Source organism: Halomonas sp. ATBC28 (assembly GCF_005937175.1).
Taxonomy (GTDB): Bacteria; Pseudomonadota; Gammaproteobacteria; order Pseudomonadales; family Halomonadaceae; genus Vreelandella; species Vreelandella titanicae.
In genome coordinates this window covers 25,052-46,293 of the sequence record NZ_VCQL01000017.1, presented here as the reverse complement: position 1 = coordinate 46,293, position 21,242 = coordinate 25,052, and the positions used below count along the sequence as shown (strand labels likewise).

At 55.5% G+C, this 21,242-nt stretch carries 21 protein-coding genes and 1 riboswitch; of the genes, 5 read left to right on the top strand and 16 right to left on the bottom strand.

What is annotated here, in order from left to right; genetic code table 11:
- Nucleotides 1-46: 46 nt before the first annotated feature.
- The 5 genes from astB to E0L35_RS18505 are packed head-to-tail and all read right to left on the bottom strand — an operon-like array spanning nucleotide 47 to nucleotide 6,266.
- Entirely contained in the window at nucleotides 47-1,414 is a 1,368-nt protein-coding gene (astB, locus tag E0L35_RS18525) for an N-succinylarginine dihydrolase (RefSeq protein ID WP_138801077.1), read from the bottom strand.
- On the bottom strand, nucleotides 1,411-2,883 hold the full coding sequence (astD, locus tag E0L35_RS18520) for a succinylglutamate-semialdehyde dehydrogenase (RefSeq protein WP_138801076.1): 1,473 nt from the start codon (nucleotides 2,881-2,883) through the stop codon (nucleotides 1,411-1,413). The genes astB and astD overlap by 4 nt, the downstream gene beginning before the upstream one ends.
- Nucleotides 2,884-2,905: 22 nt before the next feature.
- Nucleotides 2,906-3,937, bottom strand: a complete 1,032-nt coding sequence (gene astA / locus E0L35_RS18515) for an arginine N-succinyltransferase (RefSeq protein ID WP_138801075.1) — start codon at nucleotides 3,935-3,937, stop codon at nucleotides 2,906-2,908.
- Entirely contained in the window at nucleotides 3,937-5,001 is a 1,065-nt protein-coding gene (locus E0L35_RS18510) for an arginine N-succinyltransferase (protein ID WP_027960008.1), read from the bottom strand. The genes astA and E0L35_RS18510 overlap by 1 nt, the downstream gene beginning before the upstream one ends.
- A 50-nt stretch (nucleotides 5,002-5,051) precedes the next feature.
- Entirely contained in the window at nucleotides 5,052-6,266 is a 1,215-nt protein-coding gene (locus E0L35_RS18505) for an aspartate aminotransferase family protein (RefSeq protein WP_009288183.1), read from the bottom strand.
- A gap of 233 nt (nucleotides 6,267-6,499) precedes the next feature.
- Between E0L35_RS18505 and E0L35_RS18500 the strand changes: the two genes are divergently transcribed.
- Complete coding sequence (locus tag E0L35_RS18500) at nucleotides 6,500-7,294, top strand: SDR family oxidoreductase (protein ID WP_027960006.1); 795 nt, start codon at nucleotides 6,500-6,502, stop codon at nucleotides 7,292-7,294.
- Between the two features lie 6 nt (nucleotides 7,295-7,300).
- Here the strand turns inward: E0L35_RS18500 and E0L35_RS18495 are convergent, their stop codons facing one another.
- The 3 genes from E0L35_RS18495 to fabV form a co-directional block, all read right to left on the bottom strand.
- The gene (locus E0L35_RS18495; RefSeq protein ID WP_171051191.1) at nucleotides 7,301-8,278 is read right to left on the bottom strand and encodes a GlxA family transcriptional regulator; all 978 of its coding nucleotides are present in this window, start codon (nucleotides 8,276-8,278) and stop codon (nucleotides 7,301-7,303) included.
- A gap of 178 nt (nucleotides 8,279-8,456) precedes the next feature.
- A complete protein-coding gene (locus E0L35_RS18490; protein WP_022522490.1) occupies nucleotides 8,457-8,672 on the bottom strand; it encodes a hypothetical protein in 216 nt (71 codons plus the stop codon).
- Nucleotides 8,673-8,727: 55 nt separating this feature from the next.
- A complete protein-coding gene (gene fabV, locus E0L35_RS18485; RefSeq protein ID WP_027960004.1) occupies nucleotides 8,728-9,939 on the bottom strand; it encodes an enoyl-ACP reductase FabV in 1,212 nt (403 codons plus the stop codon).
- 289 nt (nucleotides 9,940-10,228) lie between these two features.
- Between fabV and E0L35_RS18480 the strand changes: the two genes are divergently transcribed.
- Nucleotides 10,229-10,615: a hypothetical protein gene (locus E0L35_RS18480; RefSeq protein ID WP_027960003.1), complete on the top strand. Its 387-nt coding sequence runs from the start codon at nucleotides 10,229-10,231 to the stop codon at nucleotides 10,613-10,615.
- A 20-nt stretch (nucleotides 10,616-10,635) separates the two neighbouring features.
- Here E0L35_RS18480 and E0L35_RS18475 read toward each other — a convergent pair whose 3' ends face one another.
- On the bottom strand, nucleotides 10,636-11,127 hold the full coding sequence (locus E0L35_RS18475; protein ID WP_039860245.1) for a glutathione peroxidase: 492 nt from the start codon (nucleotides 11,125-11,127) through the stop codon (nucleotides 10,636-10,638).
- Nucleotides 11,128-11,185: 58 nt separating this feature from the next.
- On the bottom strand, nucleotides 11,186-11,803 hold the full coding sequence (locus tag E0L35_RS18470; protein ID WP_022522487.1) for a LysE family translocator: 618 nt from the start codon (nucleotides 11,801-11,803) through the stop codon (nucleotides 11,186-11,188).
- Between the two features lie 235 nt (nucleotides 11,804-12,038).
- Between E0L35_RS18470 and E0L35_RS18465 the strand changes: the two genes are divergently transcribed.
- Nucleotides 12,039-12,773, top strand: a complete 735-nt coding sequence (locus E0L35_RS18465; RefSeq protein ID WP_009288178.1) for a YebC/PmpR family DNA-binding transcriptional regulator — start codon at nucleotides 12,039-12,041, stop codon at nucleotides 12,771-12,773.
- A gap of 6 nt (nucleotides 12,774-12,779) precedes the next feature.
- On the opposite strand, the gene E0L35_RS18460 is transcribed toward E0L35_RS18465, so the two are convergent.
- Both E0L35_RS18460 and E0L35_RS18455 read right to left on the bottom strand, forming a co-directional pair.
- Nucleotides 12,780-13,616, bottom strand: coding sequence for a mechanosensitive ion channel domain-containing protein (locus E0L35_RS18460; protein WP_009288177.1), 837 nt, complete (start codon nucleotides 13,614-13,616; stop codon nucleotides 12,780-12,782).
- Between the two features lie 39 nt (nucleotides 13,617-13,655).
- A complete protein-coding gene (locus E0L35_RS18455; protein WP_009288176.1) occupies nucleotides 13,656-14,804 on the bottom strand; it encodes a hypothetical protein in 1,149 nt (382 codons plus the stop codon).
- Between the two features lie 172 nt (nucleotides 14,805-14,976).
- Here E0L35_RS18455 and E0L35_RS18450 point away from each other — a divergent pair, with 172 nt between their 5' ends.
- On the top strand, nucleotides 14,977-15,243 hold the full coding sequence (locus E0L35_RS18450) for a hypothetical protein (RefSeq protein WP_027959997.1): 267 nt from the start codon (nucleotides 14,977-14,979) through the stop codon (nucleotides 15,241-15,243).
- An 83-nt stretch (nucleotides 15,244-15,326) separates the two neighbouring features.
- Here the strand turns inward: E0L35_RS18450 and E0L35_RS18445 are convergent, their stop codons facing one another.
- From E0L35_RS18445 to E0L35_RS18435, 3 genes are all read right to left on the bottom strand, one after another.
- Nucleotides 15,327-16,334, bottom strand: a complete 1,008-nt coding sequence (locus tag E0L35_RS18445) for an NAD(P)-dependent alcohol dehydrogenase (RefSeq protein ID WP_009288175.1) — start codon at nucleotides 16,332-16,334, stop codon at nucleotides 15,327-15,329.
- 47 nt (nucleotides 16,335-16,381) lie between these two features.
- Nucleotides 16,382-18,274: an ABC transporter ATP-binding protein gene (locus tag E0L35_RS18440; RefSeq protein ID WP_009288174.1), complete on the bottom strand. Its 1,893-nt coding sequence runs from the start codon at nucleotides 18,272-18,274 to the stop codon at nucleotides 16,382-16,384.
- 89 nt (nucleotides 18,275-18,363) lie between these two features.
- Nucleotides 18,364-19,404, bottom strand: coding sequence for an AbrB family transcriptional regulator (locus tag E0L35_RS18435; RefSeq protein WP_138801074.1), 1,041 nt, complete (start codon nucleotides 19,402-19,404; stop codon nucleotides 18,364-18,366).
- Between the two features lie 230 nt (nucleotides 19,405-19,634).
- Nucleotides 19,635-19,803: riboswitch (FMN riboswitch) on the top strand.
- A gap of 97 nt (nucleotides 19,804-19,900) precedes the next feature.
- Between E0L35_RS18435 and E0L35_RS18430 the strand changes: the two genes are divergently transcribed.
- Entirely contained in the window at nucleotides 19,901-20,377 is a 477-nt protein-coding gene (locus E0L35_RS18430; RefSeq protein ID WP_039860244.1) for a 6,7-dimethyl-8-ribityllumazine synthase, read from the top strand.
- Nucleotides 20,378-20,505: 128 nt separating this feature from the next.
- Here the strand turns inward: E0L35_RS18430 and E0L35_RS18425 are convergent, their stop codons facing one another.
- Nucleotides 20,506-21,225 carry an FCD domain-containing protein gene (locus E0L35_RS18425; protein WP_039860242.1) on the bottom strand — a complete coding sequence of 240 codons (720 nt, stop codon included), beginning with the start codon at nucleotides 21,223-21,225 and terminating at the stop codon, nucleotides 20,506-20,508.
- Between the last annotated feature and the right edge of the window lie 17 nt (nucleotides 21,226-21,242).

Below are 21,242 nucleotides of genomic sequence, written 5' to 3'. Positions count from 1 at the left end.
AAGGCACTGCCATGGCGTTTATTATTTTCCCTCACTACATCACACCCTACCCCAGTTGAAAGGGATAAACCGGGCCGATTTTCAGCAGTTGAGTGAGTTCATCCAGTGCTGCAAGCGACTCTTCCGCCAGCTGTGGATCGGCCAAATCGTCCGGGGCGAGGCGAACGCGATAGTGGCGCTCCACCCACGCGGTCAGGTCAGTGTACAGCGCATTGGTGAGCAGCACGCGGCCAGAGAGCGCTGCACGTTCGGCCTCCGTTAGCACCACGCGCAGGCGCAGGCAAGCCGGGCCGCCGCCGTTGCGCATGCTTTGTTTGACGTCTTTAACGACCACTTCACTGATCGGATTATTGCCCGCCAGCAGATAATCCTGAATGGTGCGCCATACCGCCTCGCGCTCCTGGCATTCGCCGGGCACTACCAGCGTCATGGTGCCATCCGGGTTGGAGAGCAACTGCGAATTAAATAGATACGAGGCTACCGCATCCTCCATGCTTACCGCTTCCAAGGGCACGCGCACGGGAATCAGCGGGCTGGCCATTTTGGTGCGCAGCTCATCGAGCGTGCCTTCTTCATCCAGAAAGGCCATTTCGTGGTAGAGCAGCACGGGGCCGTTGCCCACAGCAATGACGTCATTATGGAAGACGCCCGCGTCGATGGCGTCCGGGTGCTGCTGGGCAAATACCGTTTGCGCCTCTGTTAACCCATGTTGGCGGGCCACCGCCTGACTGGCTTCCAGGGTTTGCCTGGCCGGATAGTGCTTGGGTTCTCGCTCACCGCTACGCACGTCACCAAACGCCTGACGGCCATATACAAATAGGTGAACACCGGGTTCGCCGTGCTCACCGCATAGACGGGTGTGATTGGCCGCACCCTCATCGGAAAAGGCTGGAGTAGCGGGCAGCACCGGGTGGTGGCAGAAGTGCTGTTCGTCACGGAAGATCGCTTTCAGCACACATCCCGTGGTTTGTGGCTCCAGGTAGCGGTGAAAGCTGGACTGTAGGTTCGCTGGTGTGAAGTGTACCCGACTATCGGGTGCATCAATGCTGGGGGTAATAGTGCCCGCGTTAGCCGTCCACATACTCGAAGCCGAGCACACCGCCCGAAGCAGTTGCGGCGCTTCTTTAGAAGCACGAGCCAGCACCTCACCATTACTACCGCTAAAACCTAAATCGCGCAGTGCGCCAATATCGGGGCGCTGTTGGGGTGGCAGAACGCCCTGGGCATAGCCCGCGTCCATCAGCGACTTCATCTTAAGCAGCCCCTGCAGCGCGCCCTCCTTGGGATTGGAGACTAAGCCGCCGTGACTCATGGACGCGACATTGCCCACGGCCAACCCAGAGTAGTTATGGGTTGGGCCGACTAGGCCGTCAAAATTGACTTCCCTAACGCTGCTGATGTCGGCGGCACTCACAGGCTCACTCCCGGCGGCAGGGTCTCGGGCATCTCCAGGCTGCCAGCTTCCATGGAGGCGACTGGGTAGGCGCAGTAGTCCGCCGCGTAAAACGCGCTGGGACGGTGGTTGCCGCTGTCACCCACACCACCAAAAGGTGCATCGCCGGATGCACCGGTGGTTTGGCGGTTCCAGTTGACGATTCCGGCACGAATACGCAGCAAGAAGTCATCCCAATCGGCTCGATCACCGCCAATTAAACCGGCGGAGAGCCCGTAGCGGGTGTTATTGGCAAGCTGTAGCGCTTCATCCCAATCGCGATAGCGGTGGATTTTCAGCAGCGGGCCGAAGTGCTCCTCGTCCGGCACGTCAAGACCGGTCACATCAATTAGCGCGGGACTTAACAGGCTGGTGTTCTCTTTCTGGCGCTTCATACGATTGATCACCGTACCGCCCATGGCCTCCAGCTCCTCTTGGGCCTTGAGCAGGCCGTCCGCCGCCGCTACGCTGACCAAACCGCCATAGAACGGCGCAGGATTTTCTTCGAACTGGCCCGCCACGTGTAACTTGGCGATCGCCTCAGAAAGCGCATCGATCAATCGATCGCCTACTGCGCCCTCAGGCACCATTAAACGCCGCGCGCAGGTGCAGCGCTGGCCGCCGGAGAGGTACGCCGACTGCAGAATGGTCAATACCGCGGCACGCTCGTCGTCGATATCCTTCACTACCAGGGGGTTATTGCCGCCTAGTTCCAGCGCCAGAATTTTATCCAGTTGTCCGGCAAACTGCTGGTGCAGCATACCGCCCACTTTGGCGCTACCGGTAAACAGCAGGCCATCAATATCCGGGTTACCTGCCAGTGCCTGGCCTACCGGCACACCGCCCTGCACCAGGTTAATGACGCCTGCCGGAAGCCCGGCCTCTAGCCAGCACTGTAGGGTCAAATCCGCAGTAAGCGGGGTTTGGTCGCTGGGCTTGAAGACCACACAGTTACCCGCCAATAGCGCAGGCACCATATGGCCGTTGGGCAGGTGGCCAGGGAAGTTGTAAGGGCCAAACACCGCCATCACACCATGAGGACGATGGCGCAGCACCGCATTTGCACTGCCCACCACTTTTGCCCGTTCCCCGGTGCGCTCGTTATACGCCTTAACCGACAGCGCCACCTTACCCACCATGGCACCCGCTTCGGTACGCGCCTCCCAGATCGGCTTACCGGTCTCTGAAGCAATCGCCACGGCCAGGTCTTCACCACGTGTTTTTAGCACCTCGGCAAATCGCTCGACAAGCGCCTGGCGCTCGGCAAAAGGTGTGCGCGCCCAGCCGGGGAAGGCACCGCGGGCGGCCTCTACAGCGGCTGCGACCTGCTTAGTACTGGCCGTCGCTGCTTGCCATAACGGCTGTCCGGAAACGGGATCGTGCTTGCTCAACGGCTCGGCGTCGCCTGCGACCCAGGCGCCATTGATCAGTTGCTGCTGTTGGGCGTGCATAAAACTCTCCTGTAAACGTCGCCTAGGTCTCGAGTAGCCGTAGGGTATCGCCGGTGGCAACGCCTAAGCGCTTCGCTTCTTGTTCGCTAAGCACGATGGTGTTGTCATCAGCAGGCGCGCGGCCTACCCAACTGGCGGTAAAGTGCAGCATCTGGGTGGTGGCGGCCAGCCAGCGGCTGACACTCTCTTCTGCTGCGCTATTGGATACTTCCACTTGGCAGAGCCGTGAGTTACGGATGGCGCGCACATCGTCAATGTAAGCTTCCACCGTCGGGCCACCGTCGAAAATATCGATATAGCCTTCCCAGCGCAGCCCCTCTTTCTTAAGCATCTCCAGCGCCGGTCGGGTGTGGCGATGCACCTGACCAATACAAGCCCGCGCCTCTTCGGCCATAAAGGTGGTGTAAATGGGGAACTTGGGCATCAGCTCGCCAATAAAGCTCTTCTGCCCCAGGCCGGTTAAGCGATCCGCTTCGCTGAAATCCATGGGAAAGAAGTGCTTGCCCAGGCTCTCCCAAAAGGGGCTGGTATTGTGCTCATCAAACACCCCACGCATCTCCGCCAGCACTTTATCGGGAAAGCGATCACGAAACTGGGCAATAAACAGCCAGCGCGCTTTGGAGAGCAGCGCGCCATTGCGCAAATGTTTGTTGGCTTCGCCGCGATACTCAGGACGCAGAAACAGCGAGCATACTTCGGCATCGCCGGTGTGGTCGGAGCTTAAAAACAGCGTGTCGATAGTGCGGTGAAGATCCAGCTGAATGGATGAGTGCGCAAGGGTTCCCAGCCGATAGTTATAGAACGGCACCTCGCGCCCCACCTGCCCCTCAATGGCGCAGCAGCCCGCCAACTCGCCGCTTACTTCATCCTCTAGCACAAAGAAATAAAGCCGATCATCCACCGGAGTGCGCTCTTCAAAGGCACTGGCAGCCGCTTCAATCTTACCGGCTAGAAACTCGCGATTATCCGGCAGCGAGGTAAAGCCAACGCCCGCCTGCTGCGCAAGCGCCTGAAGCCCATCCAGATCATCACGGGCAATGGGTCGAATGCGCATTACATTTCTCCTTCATCGAGCGCGTCTACCACGGTGGGTAGCGTCAGCGGCGCAGCAAGCACCGCTCGCCCTTCCGTGACACCCAGCCGCTCAGCATGCTCCGCTGAGAGCATCAACTGGCCCGTGGGTGACAGCGCGTAGCGGGCGACGATGCAGCGAAACTCGCCCAGCTTTTGATTGGCAACCAGCGCGGGTTCAGCATCCGGCAAAGCGTGTTCAGGGCGAATGCGCACCGGGTGCCAGGCAGCACTGCGGAAGGTTTCCAACCGCTCGCGCTCGGCTTTGACAATCGGTCCGGCGTCGAAAATATCCACATGGCGCGAACGCACGAAGCCCTCCGCCAGCATCTCCTCCAACGCCTCTTCATGAGCAGGGTGCTCACGACCTATCGCCGCCCGCGCCTGGGGTGTTAGCAGCGGCAAATAGAGCGGGAACTGGGGCATTACTTCGGCGATAAAGCTTTTCGAGCGCACCCCGGCAATGTGGTTAATATCCTGGAAACTGCGGGCGAAAAAGTGCCGCCCCACGCTTTCCCAGAACGGCGATTCACTGCGCGTATCCAAGTAGCCGGGAAACGCCACCGCCAGAATACGCGAAAACCGCTCTGGGTATTGGGCGATAAACATCAACCGCGCCCGGCGCAGCAGGCTCTCCGCGCTGGTGCCTTTATAACGCGGGTTAAGCGAAAAGGCGCACAGCAGGGTAGCGTCAGAAACTTCATGGGAGAGCGCTAGCGTCTGCACTTCACGACGTACGTTCAACTGCTGGGAGGCGTGAATCAGCGTTTCCTGGCGGTAGGTGTAGTAGGCCTCATTGGCACCCGCCTGGGCACGTATGGTGGCGGTACCGAGCACTTCCTCGCGTGTGTCATCGGCGAGAACAAACGTATAGTGCTCGTTTTCTGGAAACTCGACGTCACCATTAAAGGCGTCTTGAGAGCGCGCAATGCGCTCCTGAAGTCGCTCACGGTTAGCAGGCAAGTTAGTAAGCTTAGGTACTGCATGCTCGGCTAATTGCTCAAGCGCCGTGAGATCAGACGCTTTAACGGGTCGAACTACCAGCATCCTCGATGCCTCCCCTTCAGTTAACACGATTGACGCAGCCTGCTGTTCACTCATGCTGCCGCAACTAATCGCTCAATCGCGCGCTCTAAGCGGGCCATGCCCTCGGCGATATCCGCTTCAGGAATGACCAGAGAAGGCGCCATGCGCAGTACGTTCGGCCCGGCGATCAGCGCCATCAAGCCCTCTTCAATCGCCAGCGGTAGTATGTCTTTGGCACGCCCTTCATAGGCATCCGACATCTGGGCACCTATTAATAAGCCCATACCGCGAATCTCTTTAAACACGCCATGCTTGCGGTTGATAGTTTCTAAATGCTCGCGGAACAGATCGTGGCGATGCTTAACGCCTTCGAGCACCTCGGGCGTATCGATAAGCTCCACCGCCGCCAAGGCAACGGCAGATGCCAGCGCATTGCCGCCGTAAGTAGAACCGTGGGTGCCAACAACCAGCGATTTAGCCACCGAGTCGATAGCCAGCATGGCGCCAATGGGGAAACCGCCGCCCAAGGATTTGGCACTGGTAAGAATATCCGGCGTAATGCCGTAGTTCTTATAAGCGTAGAGTTCTCCGCTACGACCAACGCCGGTTTGCACTTCGTCAAAAATCAATAGCGCATTGTGCTCGTCGCAGAGATCGCGCAGCCCTTGGAGGAATTCTTGCGTGCCGGGCACGATACCGCCCTCGCCCTGCATGGGTTCAACCATAATTGCGCAGGTGTCGTCGCCAACCAGCTTGCGAACGCTATCCAGGTCATTGTAATTAGCGTGCAGAATTCCGCCCGGCACCGGCCCAAAGCCCTGGGAGTATTTGGGCTGGCCACCCACGCTGACGGTAAAGAAGGTGCGGCCATGAAAAGATTGGTAGAACGAGATGATTTTATCTTTCTGCTCACCGTGATTATCCACCGCCCAGCGGCGTGCCAGCTTAAGCGCAGCTTCGTTGGCTTCACCGCCGGAGGAGCATAAGAACACCTTATCGGCGAAGGTGCGCTCGACCAGCGTCTTGGCCAAGTTCAGCGCTGGCTCGTTGGTATATACGTTGGAAAGGTGCCACAGCTTCTCGCCCTGCTCTTTGAGCGCATTGACCAGTACTGGATGGCAATGACCAAGGGAGTTAACCGCGATCCCCCCGGCAAAGTCGATATATTCACGGCCCTGTTGATCCCACAAGCGGCTACCTTCACCACGCACGGGAATGACCTGCTGTGGTGAGTAGTTGGGCGTCATGTAGTGGTCGTAATCTTGACGGCTTGGGGTATGGCTCATGGGTCGCTAGCTCCAGTGGAGGAAAGTAGTAACAACAGTATAAGGTGGTAAAGAGTCCAAGCGCTTTCAGCAATGGGACGGCAAATTATGAATAGCGGCGTCTCGGCGTATCACTGAACCGCCTTGAAGAACTCTAAAAGAGCCCCATACTTATTAGCAAGCTATGCGGTTATTCGCTGAGCTGCGTTGCATAGTGATGAGCACCGACACTCAGGATGAGAGGAGACCAGCATATGCAGATTGATCTAAGCGGCAAACACGCCATTATCACGGGTTCTACAGCGGGCATCGGTTTTGCAATTGCTCAAGGGCTCGCCAAGGCAGGCGCTGACGTGGTTATAACAGGGCGTACCCAAGCACGTGTTGATGGTGCCATCAGCGCACTTAAAAAAGACACTCCCAATGCCAAGGTAGAAGGCGTGGCGGCTGATCTCGGCACCGCTGAAGGTTGCCAAACGCTTATTAAACAGCAGCCCAGCGCGGATATCCTGATCAATAACGTAGGCATTTTCGCCCCGCAGGACTTTTTCGATGTAGATGACGCTACGTGGCAGCAATTTTTCGATATTAATATCATGAGCGCGGTGAGGCTTTCCCGTCACTACGCCCAGGGCATGCGCGAGCGCGACTGGGGCCGCATACAGTTTATCTCCAGCGAGTCGGGGATCAACATCCCTAGTGAAATGGTGCATTACGGCATGACCAAATCGGCGCTGCTCTCCGTCTCTCGCGGGCTGGCCAAAGTGCTCAGCGGCACCCAGGTCACCGTGAATGCCATTCTACCTGGGCCGACCCGTTCAGAAGGCGTGATCAAGATGATGGGGGAAATGGCGGAAAAAGAGGGCATCTCTCAGCAAGAGATGGAAGAACGCTTTGTTAAAGAGAACCGCCCCTCTTCAATTATCCAGCGCTTAGCAACACCCGAAGAAGTCGCGAGTATGAGCGTCTACGCCGCTTCTCCCCAAGCCAGTGCAACCAGCGGGGCGGCACTGCGTGTGGAAGGTGGCATTGTGGATACATTAACCTGAATCTTTCTAACCCAGGCGCTCTTCTCTCGGCGTCATGCCGAAATGGTGACGGTAGGCGGTAGAAAAGTGCGCGCCTGAGGAAAATCCCGTGGCAAACGCAATATCGCCTACCGGCCGGTCACTATCGCGAAGCTGTTTGCGCGCCTCTTGTAAGCGTAAATCCAGGTAGTAGCGACTAGGGACCGCCTGCAGATACTTCTTAAATAGCCGCTCCAACTGACGCCGAGAGATACCCAGATGTTCGGCCAGTTCCAGGGTCGAGAGCGGCTCCTCAATATTGGCTTCCATAAGCGTGACAGCCTCCACCAGACTTTGCGGCGCATGCCCCAGGCGGCTACGCAGCGGCACGTGCTGGCGCTCATCTGCCAAGCGGATGCGGTCGCAGACAAACTGCTCAGACACCTGCTCCGCCAAGCGCGCACCGTGATGCTGGCCAATCAGCGTGAGCATCAAATCCATGGCCGCGGTTCCCCCCGCGCAGGTCAGCCTGTCGCGATCAATTTCAAACAGCTGTTGAGAAAGCGTCACTTGCGGATAGGCTTGAGCAAAGGCCTCAAAACGCTGCCAGGGCAGCGTCGCACGATAGCCTTCAAGCAACCCACAGCGTGCCAACACTTCAGTGCCCCCTGCCAACCCACCCAGTGCCACACCACGCCCCTGGTGCCCACGGAGCCACTCATTCAACTTTGCAGGAAGCGTATAGGGCAGCGGTGTTGGTGCGCATATCAACAGCAGGTCAAGCGGGCCTAATGCGGTACTTAGTGCGTGCTGAGCAATGAGCGAAAGCTGAGCACCACTGCGCACGGGCTCGTCATTGAGACTTAATGTGACGGTGTGGTAAAGCATCTGCCCACTCAGCTGGTTAGCCATTTGTAGCGGTTCCAGTGCGCTGGCGTGGGTCAATAACGAAAAACCTGGCAGCAGCAAAAAGGCCACCCGCCGACGCGGTAGCGCTGCCTGTGAGGCTAACGGGTTGGGCTGCATGATAACTGATTGAGTTGCATGAAAAGATGCATGAAAGACCGCCATCGACATAGATAAACGATCATCTTACCCAATTGCGTAGAGGATGGCAGCGTTATGACCACTGCAACAAAAACGTGACGCATGAATGCAAATTGCCGGGCGCAAGGCCCGGCAAAAAAGAGAGAATGGTTAAGTACTAATTACCGCGGTTAATAATGCCTAACACGACGATACTAACCACAATCACGCCGACAATGATCACCACTATCGGGAGTAGCTTATACAGCCCGCCTGGCCGCTTCTTGGCTTCAGGCTGTAGATGAGGTTTTGAGGTTTCATAATCCTCAGGTATCCGCTCATTGATAATATGCTGCTTCTCTTCTTCCGGGGTTTTGCTTTCCCTAGTGTCCATAAACACCTCCAGCGTTCCGGTCGAATTGGGCGGCGCTACCGCCTCTGTGAATGGCTTACAGATTCACGACATCAAACGTAACCTCTGGATTGACGTCGGCATCGTAATCGACATCGTCACGCTCAAAGCCAAACAGCTTCAAGAACTCGTGCTTATAACCAGCATAGTCGGTAATCTCGAATAAGTTTTCAGTCGTCACTTCAGGCCAAAGATCCTGACACGCTTGCTGAACGTCATCGCGCAGTTCCCAGTCATCCAAACGCAGGCGCCCTACCTCATCAGTGACCATTTCACCGCGCTTGCCTTGGGCTGAGTAGAGCTGCTCGCCGAATAGACGGTTCAATTGATCGATCGTGCCTTCGTGCAGACCCTGCTCTTTCATGATGCGGTAGACCATGGCGATATAAAGCGGCATTACCGGAATGGCCGCGCTCGCCTGGGTGACCACCGACTTGAGTACCGCCACATTGGCACCGCCACCGCTCTCTTTCAGCTTGGCGTCGATAGCCGCTGCAGCGCGGTCAAGGTCTTCCTTGGCTTTACCCAGCGCACCGTGCCAGTAGATCGGCCAAGTGATTTCAGTACCGATATAGCTAAACGCCACGCTACGCGCACCTTTTGCCAGCACACCAGCTTGGTCAAGCGCTTCCATCCACAGTTCCCAATCTTCGCCCCCCATTACCGTAATGGTGTCGTCGATTTCCTGCTGGGTGGCTGGCTCTACTTCTGCTTCGATAATCGCGTCTTTATTGGTATCGATAGCAGTGGCGCGGTAGGTTTCGCCAATTGGCTTTAGGCTCGAGCGCTTAAGTTCGCCGCTATCAGGCAGCTTGCGAACGGGTGATGCCAGCGAGTACACCACCAGATCGATCTCGCCCATGTCCTGCTTGATCAGTTCAATGGCTTTTTCCCGCGCTTCATGGGAGAACGCATCGCCGTTAATCGATTTGCTGTACAGCCCTTCCTGCTTGGCAAACTTATCGAAGGCGGCACTGTTGTACCAGCCTGCGGTGCCGGGTTTCTTATCGGTGGCAGGCTTTTCAAAGAAAACGCCCAGGGTATCGGCGCCGTAGCCAAAAGCTGCGGTAATACGGGCTGCCAACCCATAGCCACTTGAAGCCCCAATGACGAGTACTTTTTTTGGGCCAGCCTGCTTATCCAAACCGCGAGCACGGGTCGCTTCAATCTGTTCGCGAACGTTCTGCTCGCAGCCGATGGGATGAGTAGTGGTACAAATAAAGCCGCGTACTTTGGGTTTAATAATCACAGAGAACCTCTTTATCGGATTGATTTAGCTTTTAATATCGTAACTGGCAACATCATAACTAGCGACACCGTTTTGCCATAGCTTTTGGCATAGTTTGTGGCATAGCAGTGTCATGACTCATAGAGGCTATTCTAGCTGCCTCCGTGCGCTCTGTCCGCTCCTGAGCTATCGTCCTCCCATGAGCGACTCTCCATCCTTGAGCTCCTGCCCGCCCTTGAGCTCGGGGCGCATTCGCGTCACGATAGCTGCCAAAGTACTTATATCAGCAACGACTTCCCACGAGGCGATCATGAATGCACAGCAGCTAGTAGATGAACGCGGCGATCTATGGCTAGCGCTAGCCCCGCTGTGGCTGGATCGTGAACCCAGCGAACGCGATTACGCGCGTATGGTCGAAGTCATAGAGCGTTATGATATGACGCTTAACGAGCTCGAATGGATGTTTCGCCTGGAAATGGCACCGGTGATGTCTCGCCATCAGCTTTCAATCGCCAGCGAGTGGCGACAATTTGACGACTATAAGCTGATGAAGCAGTTGGTCAATCACAATATGCGCTTGAAGGGCTGGCGCCGCAAAAGCTGGGCGCTGTTTTCAGGCTTAACGACCATGATGGTGCGTCACCGCTGGAACGCACTCATGAATCGTGTAGCAGTCGCGCGGGGCGAGCAGGTATAGAGGGATAGTGCCCTGTGGGGCTATGGGTATGTTTGATCCAAGGCTTCTTCTAATGCCAGGCGTAGCGGGCGCCCGTGATAGCGCGGCCCAAATCGGGCTATCACCTTGCCATCACGGCCCACCAGGAACTTGGTAAAATTCCATTTGATCAGCTGTGTGCCTAGGACTCCAGGCGCCTCGCGCTTGAGCAGCACAAACAGTGGATGGGCATCACTCCCATTGACATTGACCTTTTCCAGTAGCGGAAAACTGACTCCAAACTGCTGCTCGCCAAACTGGCAAAACGCTTGAGCACTTTCCGGCGACTGGCGGCCAAACTGATTACACGGGAAACCGAGCACAGTGAAGCCACGATCCCGGTAGCGCTGAAAAAGGGTTTCGAGTTCGCTTAGCTGCGGGGTAAAGCCACACTGGCTGGCAACGTTAACCACCAGCAGCACTTGGCCGCGTAGCGCACGTAAATTGAACGGCAGCCCTTGGTGGGTATAGCAGTCTTGGTCGTATATTTGCATCAATCAGCCCCACAAAACCCCAAACGGCATGGGTATCACCATGCCACGGCTATGCTTTTTACACCAGCGGTCCGGCGACCACTCGTAGCGCCAGCGCGATTAACAGTACGCCCGTGATGCGGTTAATCCAATGGGCACGCCGCTGTAGCCAGGGCAGAATCTGCGAGTGGGAAAGCACCACCGCCACCAGCACGTACCAGCCGCCATCAATAATCATCGCCGTTAACACAATGATAGCTTTAGCTACCCCACTCATCTCCGGGGTCACAAACTGGCTCAGTAGTGCAACAAAAAACAGAATCAGCTTCGGGTTGCCTAATGCCACCAGCACGCCCTCTTTGGCCGCCTGCCCTCGGCTAGTGACAATCGCATTAGGCTCTAAGGCACCGGCTTTCCCGGCACGCAGCGCTTTAACCCCTAGCCACGCCAAATAAGCCGCGCCGAACCAGGTAATCAGCTGGAACAGCAGCGGAAAACCGGCGATTATCGCGCCTAGCCCCCAAACGGTAAGGAGCGCATAAAAGCCTACACCAAAGGCATGGAAAACTGCCGCGGTCACTCCAGTAAAACGCCCGCCGCCTAACGTATGGCGCAGCACCAGTGCCAAGCTCGGCCCCGGCGACATAGCGCCCATGGCACAAATCGCGGCGAGCGATAGCCAGAGTGTTAACGGCATGTCTTTTCCTCCTTGAGGGGTCAAAATCAAAATATGAGCAATGATGGCCAGTATACGCCAAGCCAAGCAACACTTCGGTAAGCGTCTTAAATAACGCTGTTAGCATGGTACGCTGTTGGGTAAAATTTAATCTTTTGCTCTATGCGATTTATTCGCTCTTTTGAAAACATCCGCCCCGCCGCTCATTGCGCGGGGCATATAGAGAACATAGGTCTAGAAAACATAGGACGGCAACATGGGTAGGGCTTTTCAGAACCGTAAGGAATCCATGGCCAAAACGGCCGATGCAAAGACCAAGGTCTACAGCAAATATGGACGCGAGATTTACGTTTGCGCTAAAGCGGGCGGCACCGACCCTAATGGCAATCTGGCGCTGCGCGGCTTAATGGAGCGGGCCAAAAAAGATCAGGTGCCCTCTCACGTTATTGATAAAGCGCTCGACAAAGCCAGCGGTGCCGGTGGCGAGGATTTCTCGCCTGCACGCTATGAAGGCTTCGGCCCTGGCAATGTGATGGTGATTGTCGACTGCCTTACCGACAACCCCAACCGCACCTTTGGCGATGTGCGCGGCTGCTTCACCAAAACCAAGAGTAAAATCGGCACTCCCGGTAGCGTCAGCCATATGTTTGACCACTGCGCTATCTTCTCCTTCGCCGGAAACGATGAAGAAGCCGTGCTTGAAGCGCTGATGGAAGCCGATGTGGATGTCACCGATATTGAGCAAGAGGGTGAGCGGATCACCGTTTTTGCCCCACATACCGACTACGCCAAAGCCAAACAGGCATTATTAGATGCCTTCGGTGAGATTGACTTTGAGGCAGACGAGATTCAGTTCCTGCCGCAAACCACCACCCCGGTGGAAGGCGATGATGTAGCGATGTTCGAAAAATTCCTAGGCATGCTCAACGAACTGGACGATGTGCAAAACGTCTATCACAGCGGTGAGCTGCCCGAGTCTACAGACGCCTAAGGCCTGTTAGTAAGAAGATTCTGCCGCGTTGCGTGCATCCAGGGCAGCATCCGGTGGCAACATCGCTGACTGCACGCCTGCGGCACTCAGCACTGTTTTACCGCGCACAGTTAGATCGGTAATAAACAAAAACTGCTGGCGCGGATCCACCGGGTAAGCGCGTATGCGGTAGTGGGTGCCCCAGGGTTTCTCTTCGGCCACCACAATAATTGGCTTATCGAACTTCAGATAGGCGCTGGTTAACGCCACATCGCGCAGCGCTTTACGTACCCAGCCTGCTTCGTGCTCGGGGTGAAGGTAAAAACTCGCCACGCACTGCAGGCTGGTACCGCCATTATTAGCGTTGTAAACGGCGTGATCCCACAACTTTAAGTGCGGCACGGCGACTAAATCATCGTCGGGCGTCTGAATATCTACCGTGCGCAAACCGACGTGCTTAACCTCGCCGTAAGTGCCTTCAATATTAACCCAGTCCCCTGGGCGATAAGGCAGTTCAATCGCCGAAACAACACCCGCAATCAAGCTGCTTACGTAATCCTTCATGGCAAAACCAATGGCTAAGCCAAGTGCTCCCAGCAACGTGACCATATTACGTAGCGATGGCTCGATAATAATCGGTACGATGATGGCCAGTGCAGTAATCAAAATCAGTAGGCGCGTTAGAGGCACCAAGGCAAAAATGCGGAAACGCACTTGCCCGTGTAACCGAGTGGCCAGCCAGTTAAGCCCCCGCTGGCTGACAATAATCAGCACAATGGTCGATAGCAGCACCACCCCAAGGGTAATCATCGCTTGGCTATCAATATCGTTAAACAATCGTGCGTACTTTTGTTGTTCGTCCATGGGTGCCCTCCGCAGGCCTGTCGCTGTTAGCGCGGCGACTTAAAGGGGATCAACCAGATAATTGCGCGATTCCAATAGCTGGCGAACGCTTGCGTAGCTTAACGGTGTGATCTGCCAACGCCCTTCGCTGCTTGAAACAATCCCTTTGCGCTGCAAAGCTAACCGGGCATTGAGTGCCTCGTGGTGTGAAAACGGCAACACCTGCCCGAGGGAGTGGTCATCCAGACCGCCATGAACCAATAACGCATGCAGCACCAGCGTGGCGATATCCCCGGTATCTGTGGAGAGTTCTGCCTCGGCGAGGGCATCGACCAGCCACAGCGCCTCTTCATCGTCTGCTGTTGGCTCACGCAGCCGCTCGCGCCAGTAGTGCCAAGCAAGACCTATATGACCACGACAGTGAGCAGCTAAGCGCTGTAGCTCTTTGTTAGGGGCTTTGTCGCCATGCTGGGTTGCTGATTCAGTCAATACTGGCTTACCGGTTCGCGTGCTGTAGACCAACGGAGACTGCCCCTCATGGGTCGCAATCTTCGCAAAGTACTGCGACAGCTGTTCGCCCTCCATGGCTTGAAGGGTAAATACCGGCGCGCCCTCGATACCGACCACTTCTTGTAGGTAGGCATACGCCCAGCTGTCACAGCCAATCACACCCTGCCCCAAGCGGCCACTTAAGGCGCGCTCAAGAAATTCACGTACGCCCTGAATACCCTGAGTGTGGCGTAAAAAGTAGCGTTCTAATGCGGGAACAGCCCACTCGCGTTGATTGGCACAACGCTCTACCCACTGAGTGTCGCCTTCGGCAAGCTCGCTGAGCGTGGGTGGCGGCAAACAGGCAAAGTGGTGCTGTTCCGCCCACTGACTCACCACAGAAACATGGCCGCTGTGCGGCGGGGTAATAAAAAACGTAACCGGCGCTTGCTGGCCTTTTAGCTGCTGCGCCAAAGCCCTTGCGGCGGGCGCCCAATCGATGGGCGGCACTAAATGCGCTAGCTTAACCTCGGGCAACGCACGCAGTTCATGCTCTTCTTTTACCTGCTGCTCAGCGCTGTTTTTGCCTACCAGCCACGTCGAAGCCGAACGCAACGAACGTCGCCATTGGCTTGCCTGGGTCTGCTCAGGGGTACGAAACTGATCGAGCTCGACGACCGCCCACAGCGGCGTGTCGGCTGATGATGAATGCTCCCCCATGACCTTGTCCCTATGGTTAGCAATAAGCGTTCACTTTAGCACGGTGCGCGCAGCTTCTAACCTCATAGACGAACTTATGGTCTAAAATAAAGTCTTTATAGACAGTCGTTAGCGCACATAACGGATTATTATTTTATTGCGAGAGCAATGGCAAAAGCTAAAGGAGAAAGCAATGAGTGTTGTCCACGTTAGCGAAACAGAACTCCACGCCAAGCTCGAGAAGTGTATTGCCGGTGAGCGGCTACTGATTGAGCATGAGGGCAATCGCTTTAGCGCCAGAATCCAGCACGTTGGGCTAATGGGCGTAAAGGTGATACCTGAAACCGAGATTAAGAACAGCCATCGCACACCGGGTGACGTTGAAGGCGTGATGGTGCCCTACGATGAGATATTGGAGCTTGAAGTAAAAGGCGTGGTCTACAGCCGCTTGCCAGATTAGTCTGCACTTGCACGCCCGGCAAGTGCGCAAGGCGTGCAAACTATTTATCTATGACTCACTTCCTCGAAAGTAAGCCAACTGTTTTAAAACGTCAGGCAGATCTTGCCGAAGTGCTGGCCAGATTCCTGGTGGCGGAAAGCGTCGGCGATCTCGGCAAGCGGGAATTCGCGGTCAATGATCGGGTGCATATCGAATGTTTCCAGCGCACGAATCATCTCGATCTGGTGGCGACGACTGCCCACAATCAAGCCTTTCAAACTCGCCTGCTTGGCCATTAATTTAGCCGTCGGTATTTCACCCTCACGCCCAGTGAGGATACCAATCAAAGCGATATGCCCACCGATTTTGATCGCATCAAAGGATTGCGGCAGCGTACCTGGCCCGCCCACTTCGACGATATGATCAACGCCTTCGCCGTTGGTCAGCTCTTTCACGCGCTTACCCCAATCAGGCGTCTCTTTATAGTTGATGGTGTGCTCGGCGCCCATCTCACGCAGCCGCGCCAGCTTTTCGTTAGATGATGAGGTAGCAATTACCCGCGCGCCCATTAATCGGGCAAACTGCAGGGCAAAAATGGATACCCCGCCCGTGCCCATCACCAGCACGCTATCCCCCGCTTTAATGCCACCATCGACGACCAGCGCCCGCCAAGCGGTCAAGCCAGCGGTGGTTAAGGTAGCGGATTCCGCATGGCTATAGCCCTTGGGCTGATGGGTAAACCACTCAGCCGGGCGTACAACCTGCTCACGAGCGTAGCCATCCACGCCGTCACCTGGCGTGGTGCGAAAATCACCGACACGCGCCGGGCCTTCCAACCAGTGGGGAAAGAAGGTCGATACCACGTGGTCGCCCACCGCGAACTCACTGACACCATCGCCCACGGCTTCGACAACACCTGCGCCGTCTGACATGGGAATACGCCCATCGTCGGTGGGAATCATCCCAGCGACCACGGCGTAGTCGTGAAAATTCAGAGAGCTGGCGTGTAGACGTACTCGGATTTCACCAGGGCCCGGCTCCCCAGGCGCTTCCATGTCGACAACGTCCAGCTTGTCCAAACCGCCGGGCTGATTCAGCTTGATCGCTTTCATCGTTACCTCAGTATGTACAGTTCGAATATGTACATTGATTTATGTATCTACTGTTGGTTGGGGCCGTTGCCGTCGATATCAAGGCCCAGGAAGCCACCTGACTGGCGCTGCCAAAGGCTGGCATAAATGCCGTTGCGTGCAAGCAGCTCCTGGTGCGTGCCACTTTCCACCATGCGCCCTTCATCCACCACAATTAACCGATCGAGCATGGCAATGGTCGACAGCCGATGCGCGATGGCAATCACCGTTTTGCCTTCCATCAGCGTATCCAGCTGCTCTTGAATGGCGGCCTCCACTTCCGAGTCCAGCGCCGAGGTGGCCTCGTCCAGAACCAGAATCGGGGCATTTTTGAGCAGCACCCGGGCGATCGCGATCCGCTGGCGCTGCCCACCGGAAAGCTTCACTCCGCGCTCGCCCACATGGGCATCCAGGCCGCGACGCCCTTTCGGGTCGACCAGATCATTGATAAAGGTATCTGCATGGGCGCGGCACACCGCGTTCCAAACGTCTTCGTCACTGGCGTGGGGGCTGCCGTAACGGATGTTGTCACGCAGTGAGCGGTGCAACAGTGAGGTGTCCTGGGTGACCATGCCAATCTGGTGGCGCAAAGAGGTTTGAGTCACCTCGGCAATGTTTTGCCCATCAATCAAAATCTGCCCACCTTGCAAGTCATAAAAACGCAGCAGCAGATTGGCCAGAGTGGATTTGCCCGCCCCGGAACGGCCGATCAGGCCGATTTTCTCGCCGGGCTTGATGGTCAGGCTGAGTCCATCAAAGACGTTTTTACTCTCCCCTTTCGCCTGGGCGTATTGAAAGCGCAGCGCATCAAACACAATTTCGCCATGGGGAACCTGAAGCGCTTTAGCATTGGGCGCATCGTTGATCGTGGGCTTCTGAGCGATGGTGTTCATGCCATCTTGAACCGTGCCGATATTTTCAAACAACCCGGCGACTTCCCACAATATCCAGTCAGACATAAAGCGGATACGCATAACCAGCGCGATGGCAATCGCCAAAACGCCTAGGGAAATCGCCTCCGTGTACCAGGCGCTGATCGCCATGGCCGCAGTACCCACCAACAGCGCCGTGTTGAGCAGCGTCAAACCCACGCTCATGATCGTCACCAAGCGCATCTGGCGGTGAACGGTGACCATAAAGCCTTCCATAGCATCTTTGGCGTAGCGCTGCTCGCGCTCGGTGTCGGCAAACAGCTTGATGGTTTGGATATTGCTGTAGCTGTCCACCACGCGCCCGGTCATTTGGGCACGGGCGTCTGCCTGCGCCATAGAGACATCTCGCAGGCGCGGTACGAAGTAGCGCATGATCGACAGGTAGCCCACCAGCCACAGGCCCAGTGGGATCAGCAGCAAAAGATCCGCCCGGCCCAGCAGGTAGGCCGCACCAGTGAAATAGACGATGGCGTAGACCAATAGATCCATCACCTTGGTGACGGTCTCGCGGATCGCCAGCGCCGTTTGCATCACCTTTTGCGACACCCGCCCGGCAAATTCGTCCTGATAAAATGCCAGGCTCTGGCTAAGCATATGGCGGTGGGATAGCCAGCGGCCGATCATCGGGTAGTTACCGAAAATACTCTGATGGGTGACCAATGACTGCATCAGCACCAATAGCGGCAAACCGATCAGCAGCAATAGCCCCAGACCAGCAAGCCACAGGCCGTTTTCAGCCCAAAAGCCTGCACGTTCAACGTTGCCCAGCCAATCGACCAGTTGCCCCATGTAGCTAAAGAAAACCACTTCAGCCGCCGAGACCAGCGCCGTGAACAGCGTCATTAGCAGCAACAGCGGCAGCATCGGACGGGAAAAGTGCACAATAAACGGCATTAAGCCCTTAGGCGGCGTTTTAACCTCGCCTTCCGGATAAGGGTTTACCCGCGTTTCGAAGTAACGAAATAGCGGCTGTAAAACACGCGATAGCATGAGGCTTCCTTACGTGACTGGCGTTGGTGTGTCTGAGATTGATGTGACAGACGTTAACTTATTTATGTAACAGTTTGATTGTTTAAGATTTAAGAAGTGGCGTGGCGCAGCAGCCAACGCGCCCAAAAAGGCGCGATGATCATCAGCGTTACCATGCGCAGCAGGTGGTGAAAGGCAACAAACACCGGGTCGATATTGAGCGCGACGGCCAAAATAGCCATTTCGCCAATGCCCCCCGGCGCCAGCGCCAGCAGCGCCACATCGCGCCCTACCCCTAGCAGTTGATGAATCAGCTCGGCAAATAGTGCAAGTACCAGCAACGCTAACAGCGTCGCCACACCAGACTGCCATAAATAGCGGCCAAAAAGCTTTCGCGTCATGCCCTTAAAGCGCGAACCAATGGCACTGCCCAGCACCCACAGCATCAGGTTCATCCCCCACTCTGGGAGAGCGAAACTGGCAATATCAACACCGGATAATAGAGCAGCGGCTAGCAGTGGTGCCAGCAGTGCAGGGCTGGGAATTCGCAGCCAGCGTCCTAGCGGCAACAGCAGCGGGATCATCAGAAGCATCCAGCCGTGTTCAAAACTGCTATGAACAGGGCCGATGCCCTCGCCTCCGCCCTCATAGGCCCAAAATAGCGGCGGCAAAAAAAGAATCACTAAAATGATGCGCAGCGACTGCGCGACTGCAATACGCTGGGGGTCGCCACCGCACTTTTCGCCCAACAGAATCATCGCCGTCATCGCGCCGGGCGAGGCACCAAACCAGGCACTGACGGGGTCGAAACCACAGCGCCGGTACCAGGCAGCGGCTACGGCAGTGGAGGCGGCTACTCCCAGCAGCAAGAGAGCAGCAGAAACCGGCCAATCCAGTACGCGATGAGCCAGCTGCGGCGTCACCTGGCTACCCAACACCAACCCCATGACGGCTAGAAATACGTTACGCAGTGGCTCAGGCACTTCGACCTTCACGCCTTGTGAAGAGACCACTAGGTTGGCAATAAGAGGGCCAAGCATCCATGCAAGGGGCAAACCGGACAGTTGAAACAGCGTACCGCCAACGGCGCCAACGGTTAGTGATATTGCCAGCGCTTTTGCGCTCCCTGCATTCAACACGACGCCCTCCACATCGACTCCCTAAATCTTAAAATCTGTCCCTATTGACGCAATAATTAACCTGCTAATGACATCCAGTAGTCTAGCACTTAACCAGTGGTTTGGGCTTCAATGATGGCGAAGAGGTATGCTTTTGGTTGCTAAGCTCACCTTTCAAGACGTCATCCATCATCTTAATTTTTTGGTCATGCTATCTGTATCTGTCGGCCAGCCAGCGTATAATGTCTTCCGCCAGTAATGGCGAACTTTCTCAGGGCGGGGTGTAAGTCCCCACCGGTGGTGATGCCATATCTTTATTGATGCGGATAAGCCCACGAGCGCTCAACCAGAGGTGTCACCTAACGGTTGAGGACAGCAGATTCGGTGAGATCCCGAAGCCGACGGTAATAGTCCGGATAAAAGAGAAGGTTTCCTAGTGATATTACCCGTAGCGTTCCAACGCATGCGGGTGCTGTGCTATTGGATGCCTCATGCCCTGGTTCTGGTAACCAATCCCCTTAGGATGACCATGAATCAGACCCAACTTTCTTCATTCCCTCGCGTTGCCTTTATCGAAGCGTCTTGGCATCACGATATTGTTGCCCAAGCCAGAGAAGCATTTATTGCTCAACTTGCCAGTGAGCATGGCTTTTCCGCTGATCAAATAGAAATATTCCAAGTTGCGGGGGCTTATGAAGTGCCTCTTCAAGCTAAGTTGCTAGCCAAAACAGGTCGTTACAGCGCCATTGTGGGTGCGGGCTTTGTTATTGATGGAGGCATCTATCGCCACGACTTCGTTGCTCAGGCAGTGGTTGAAGGCATGATGCAGGTGCAACTGGACACAGAAATTCCCATACTTTCTGTCGTGCTGACGCCGCATCATTTCCATGAACACAGCACACATCATGATTTTTTCTATGACCATTTCCGTGCCAAAGGCAAGGAAGCGGCTGAAGCGTTGGTAATGACTTTGGAAAACCATCGACGGATTCAAGGGCTAAAATAAGTCACTGCTAAAATTGTGGAGATGCTTAGGTAGCGGGCAATCTGAATGTTAGCTCGCTACCTGAGTCAATTCATAGACGGTTGACGCTTAACTAGCCGTTTAGGCTCTTTGCTGCAAAGTAGTAGCACTTACTCGGCAAAAAGACTTGAATCCTCAGCTTTGGGAAAGCTGCGCATCGTCTGCTGGTTCCATGTTTCAAAGTGATCATGCATAGCTTGACGCGCGAGCTCCCGGTCGCGGGTTTTAACTGCTGCGACAATAGCAATATGCGTCTCGTTAGTTTTCTTTTGTGCCTCTTTAGACTGCCGGGCCAAAATCCTGCGCTGGTGAAGCACCTTTTTCAATACCGATGATAACCCTTGGAAAATAATCAATATGGCAGGATTTTTGGCCATAATGGCCAACAGTTCATGGAATTCATAATCCGCCTGAATCCCTTCAAGAACATCGGATGACGTCACGATTTTTTCGCAAAGCAACTCAAGCCTTCTCAGCTCATGAGGCTGATGGTTGACTGCTGCCGCCTGTACGATCTCTTTTTCAAACATCTCTCTAGCCGTTTCAAGATGGTCTACTGAGATGTAGTTGAGCTTAAGCGCCAGCTCAAAATAGAGCTGGATAAAGACAGGTTCGGGCATTTTAAGAAAGGTGCCACTACCCTGCTTGCGTTCGATGAAGCCAAGACTTTGCAATAACGAAAGGACGTTCCTAACCGACGAACGATGCATATCAAAATGTTCACACAGCGCTCTTTCTGCAGGAAGCTTTAACCGGCCATCCTTAGACAGTTCGGAGACCGACACAAACTCCTTAAGTCTATCCAAAAGATTCGGATCGATCTGACTCATAACATCATCCAAACGCC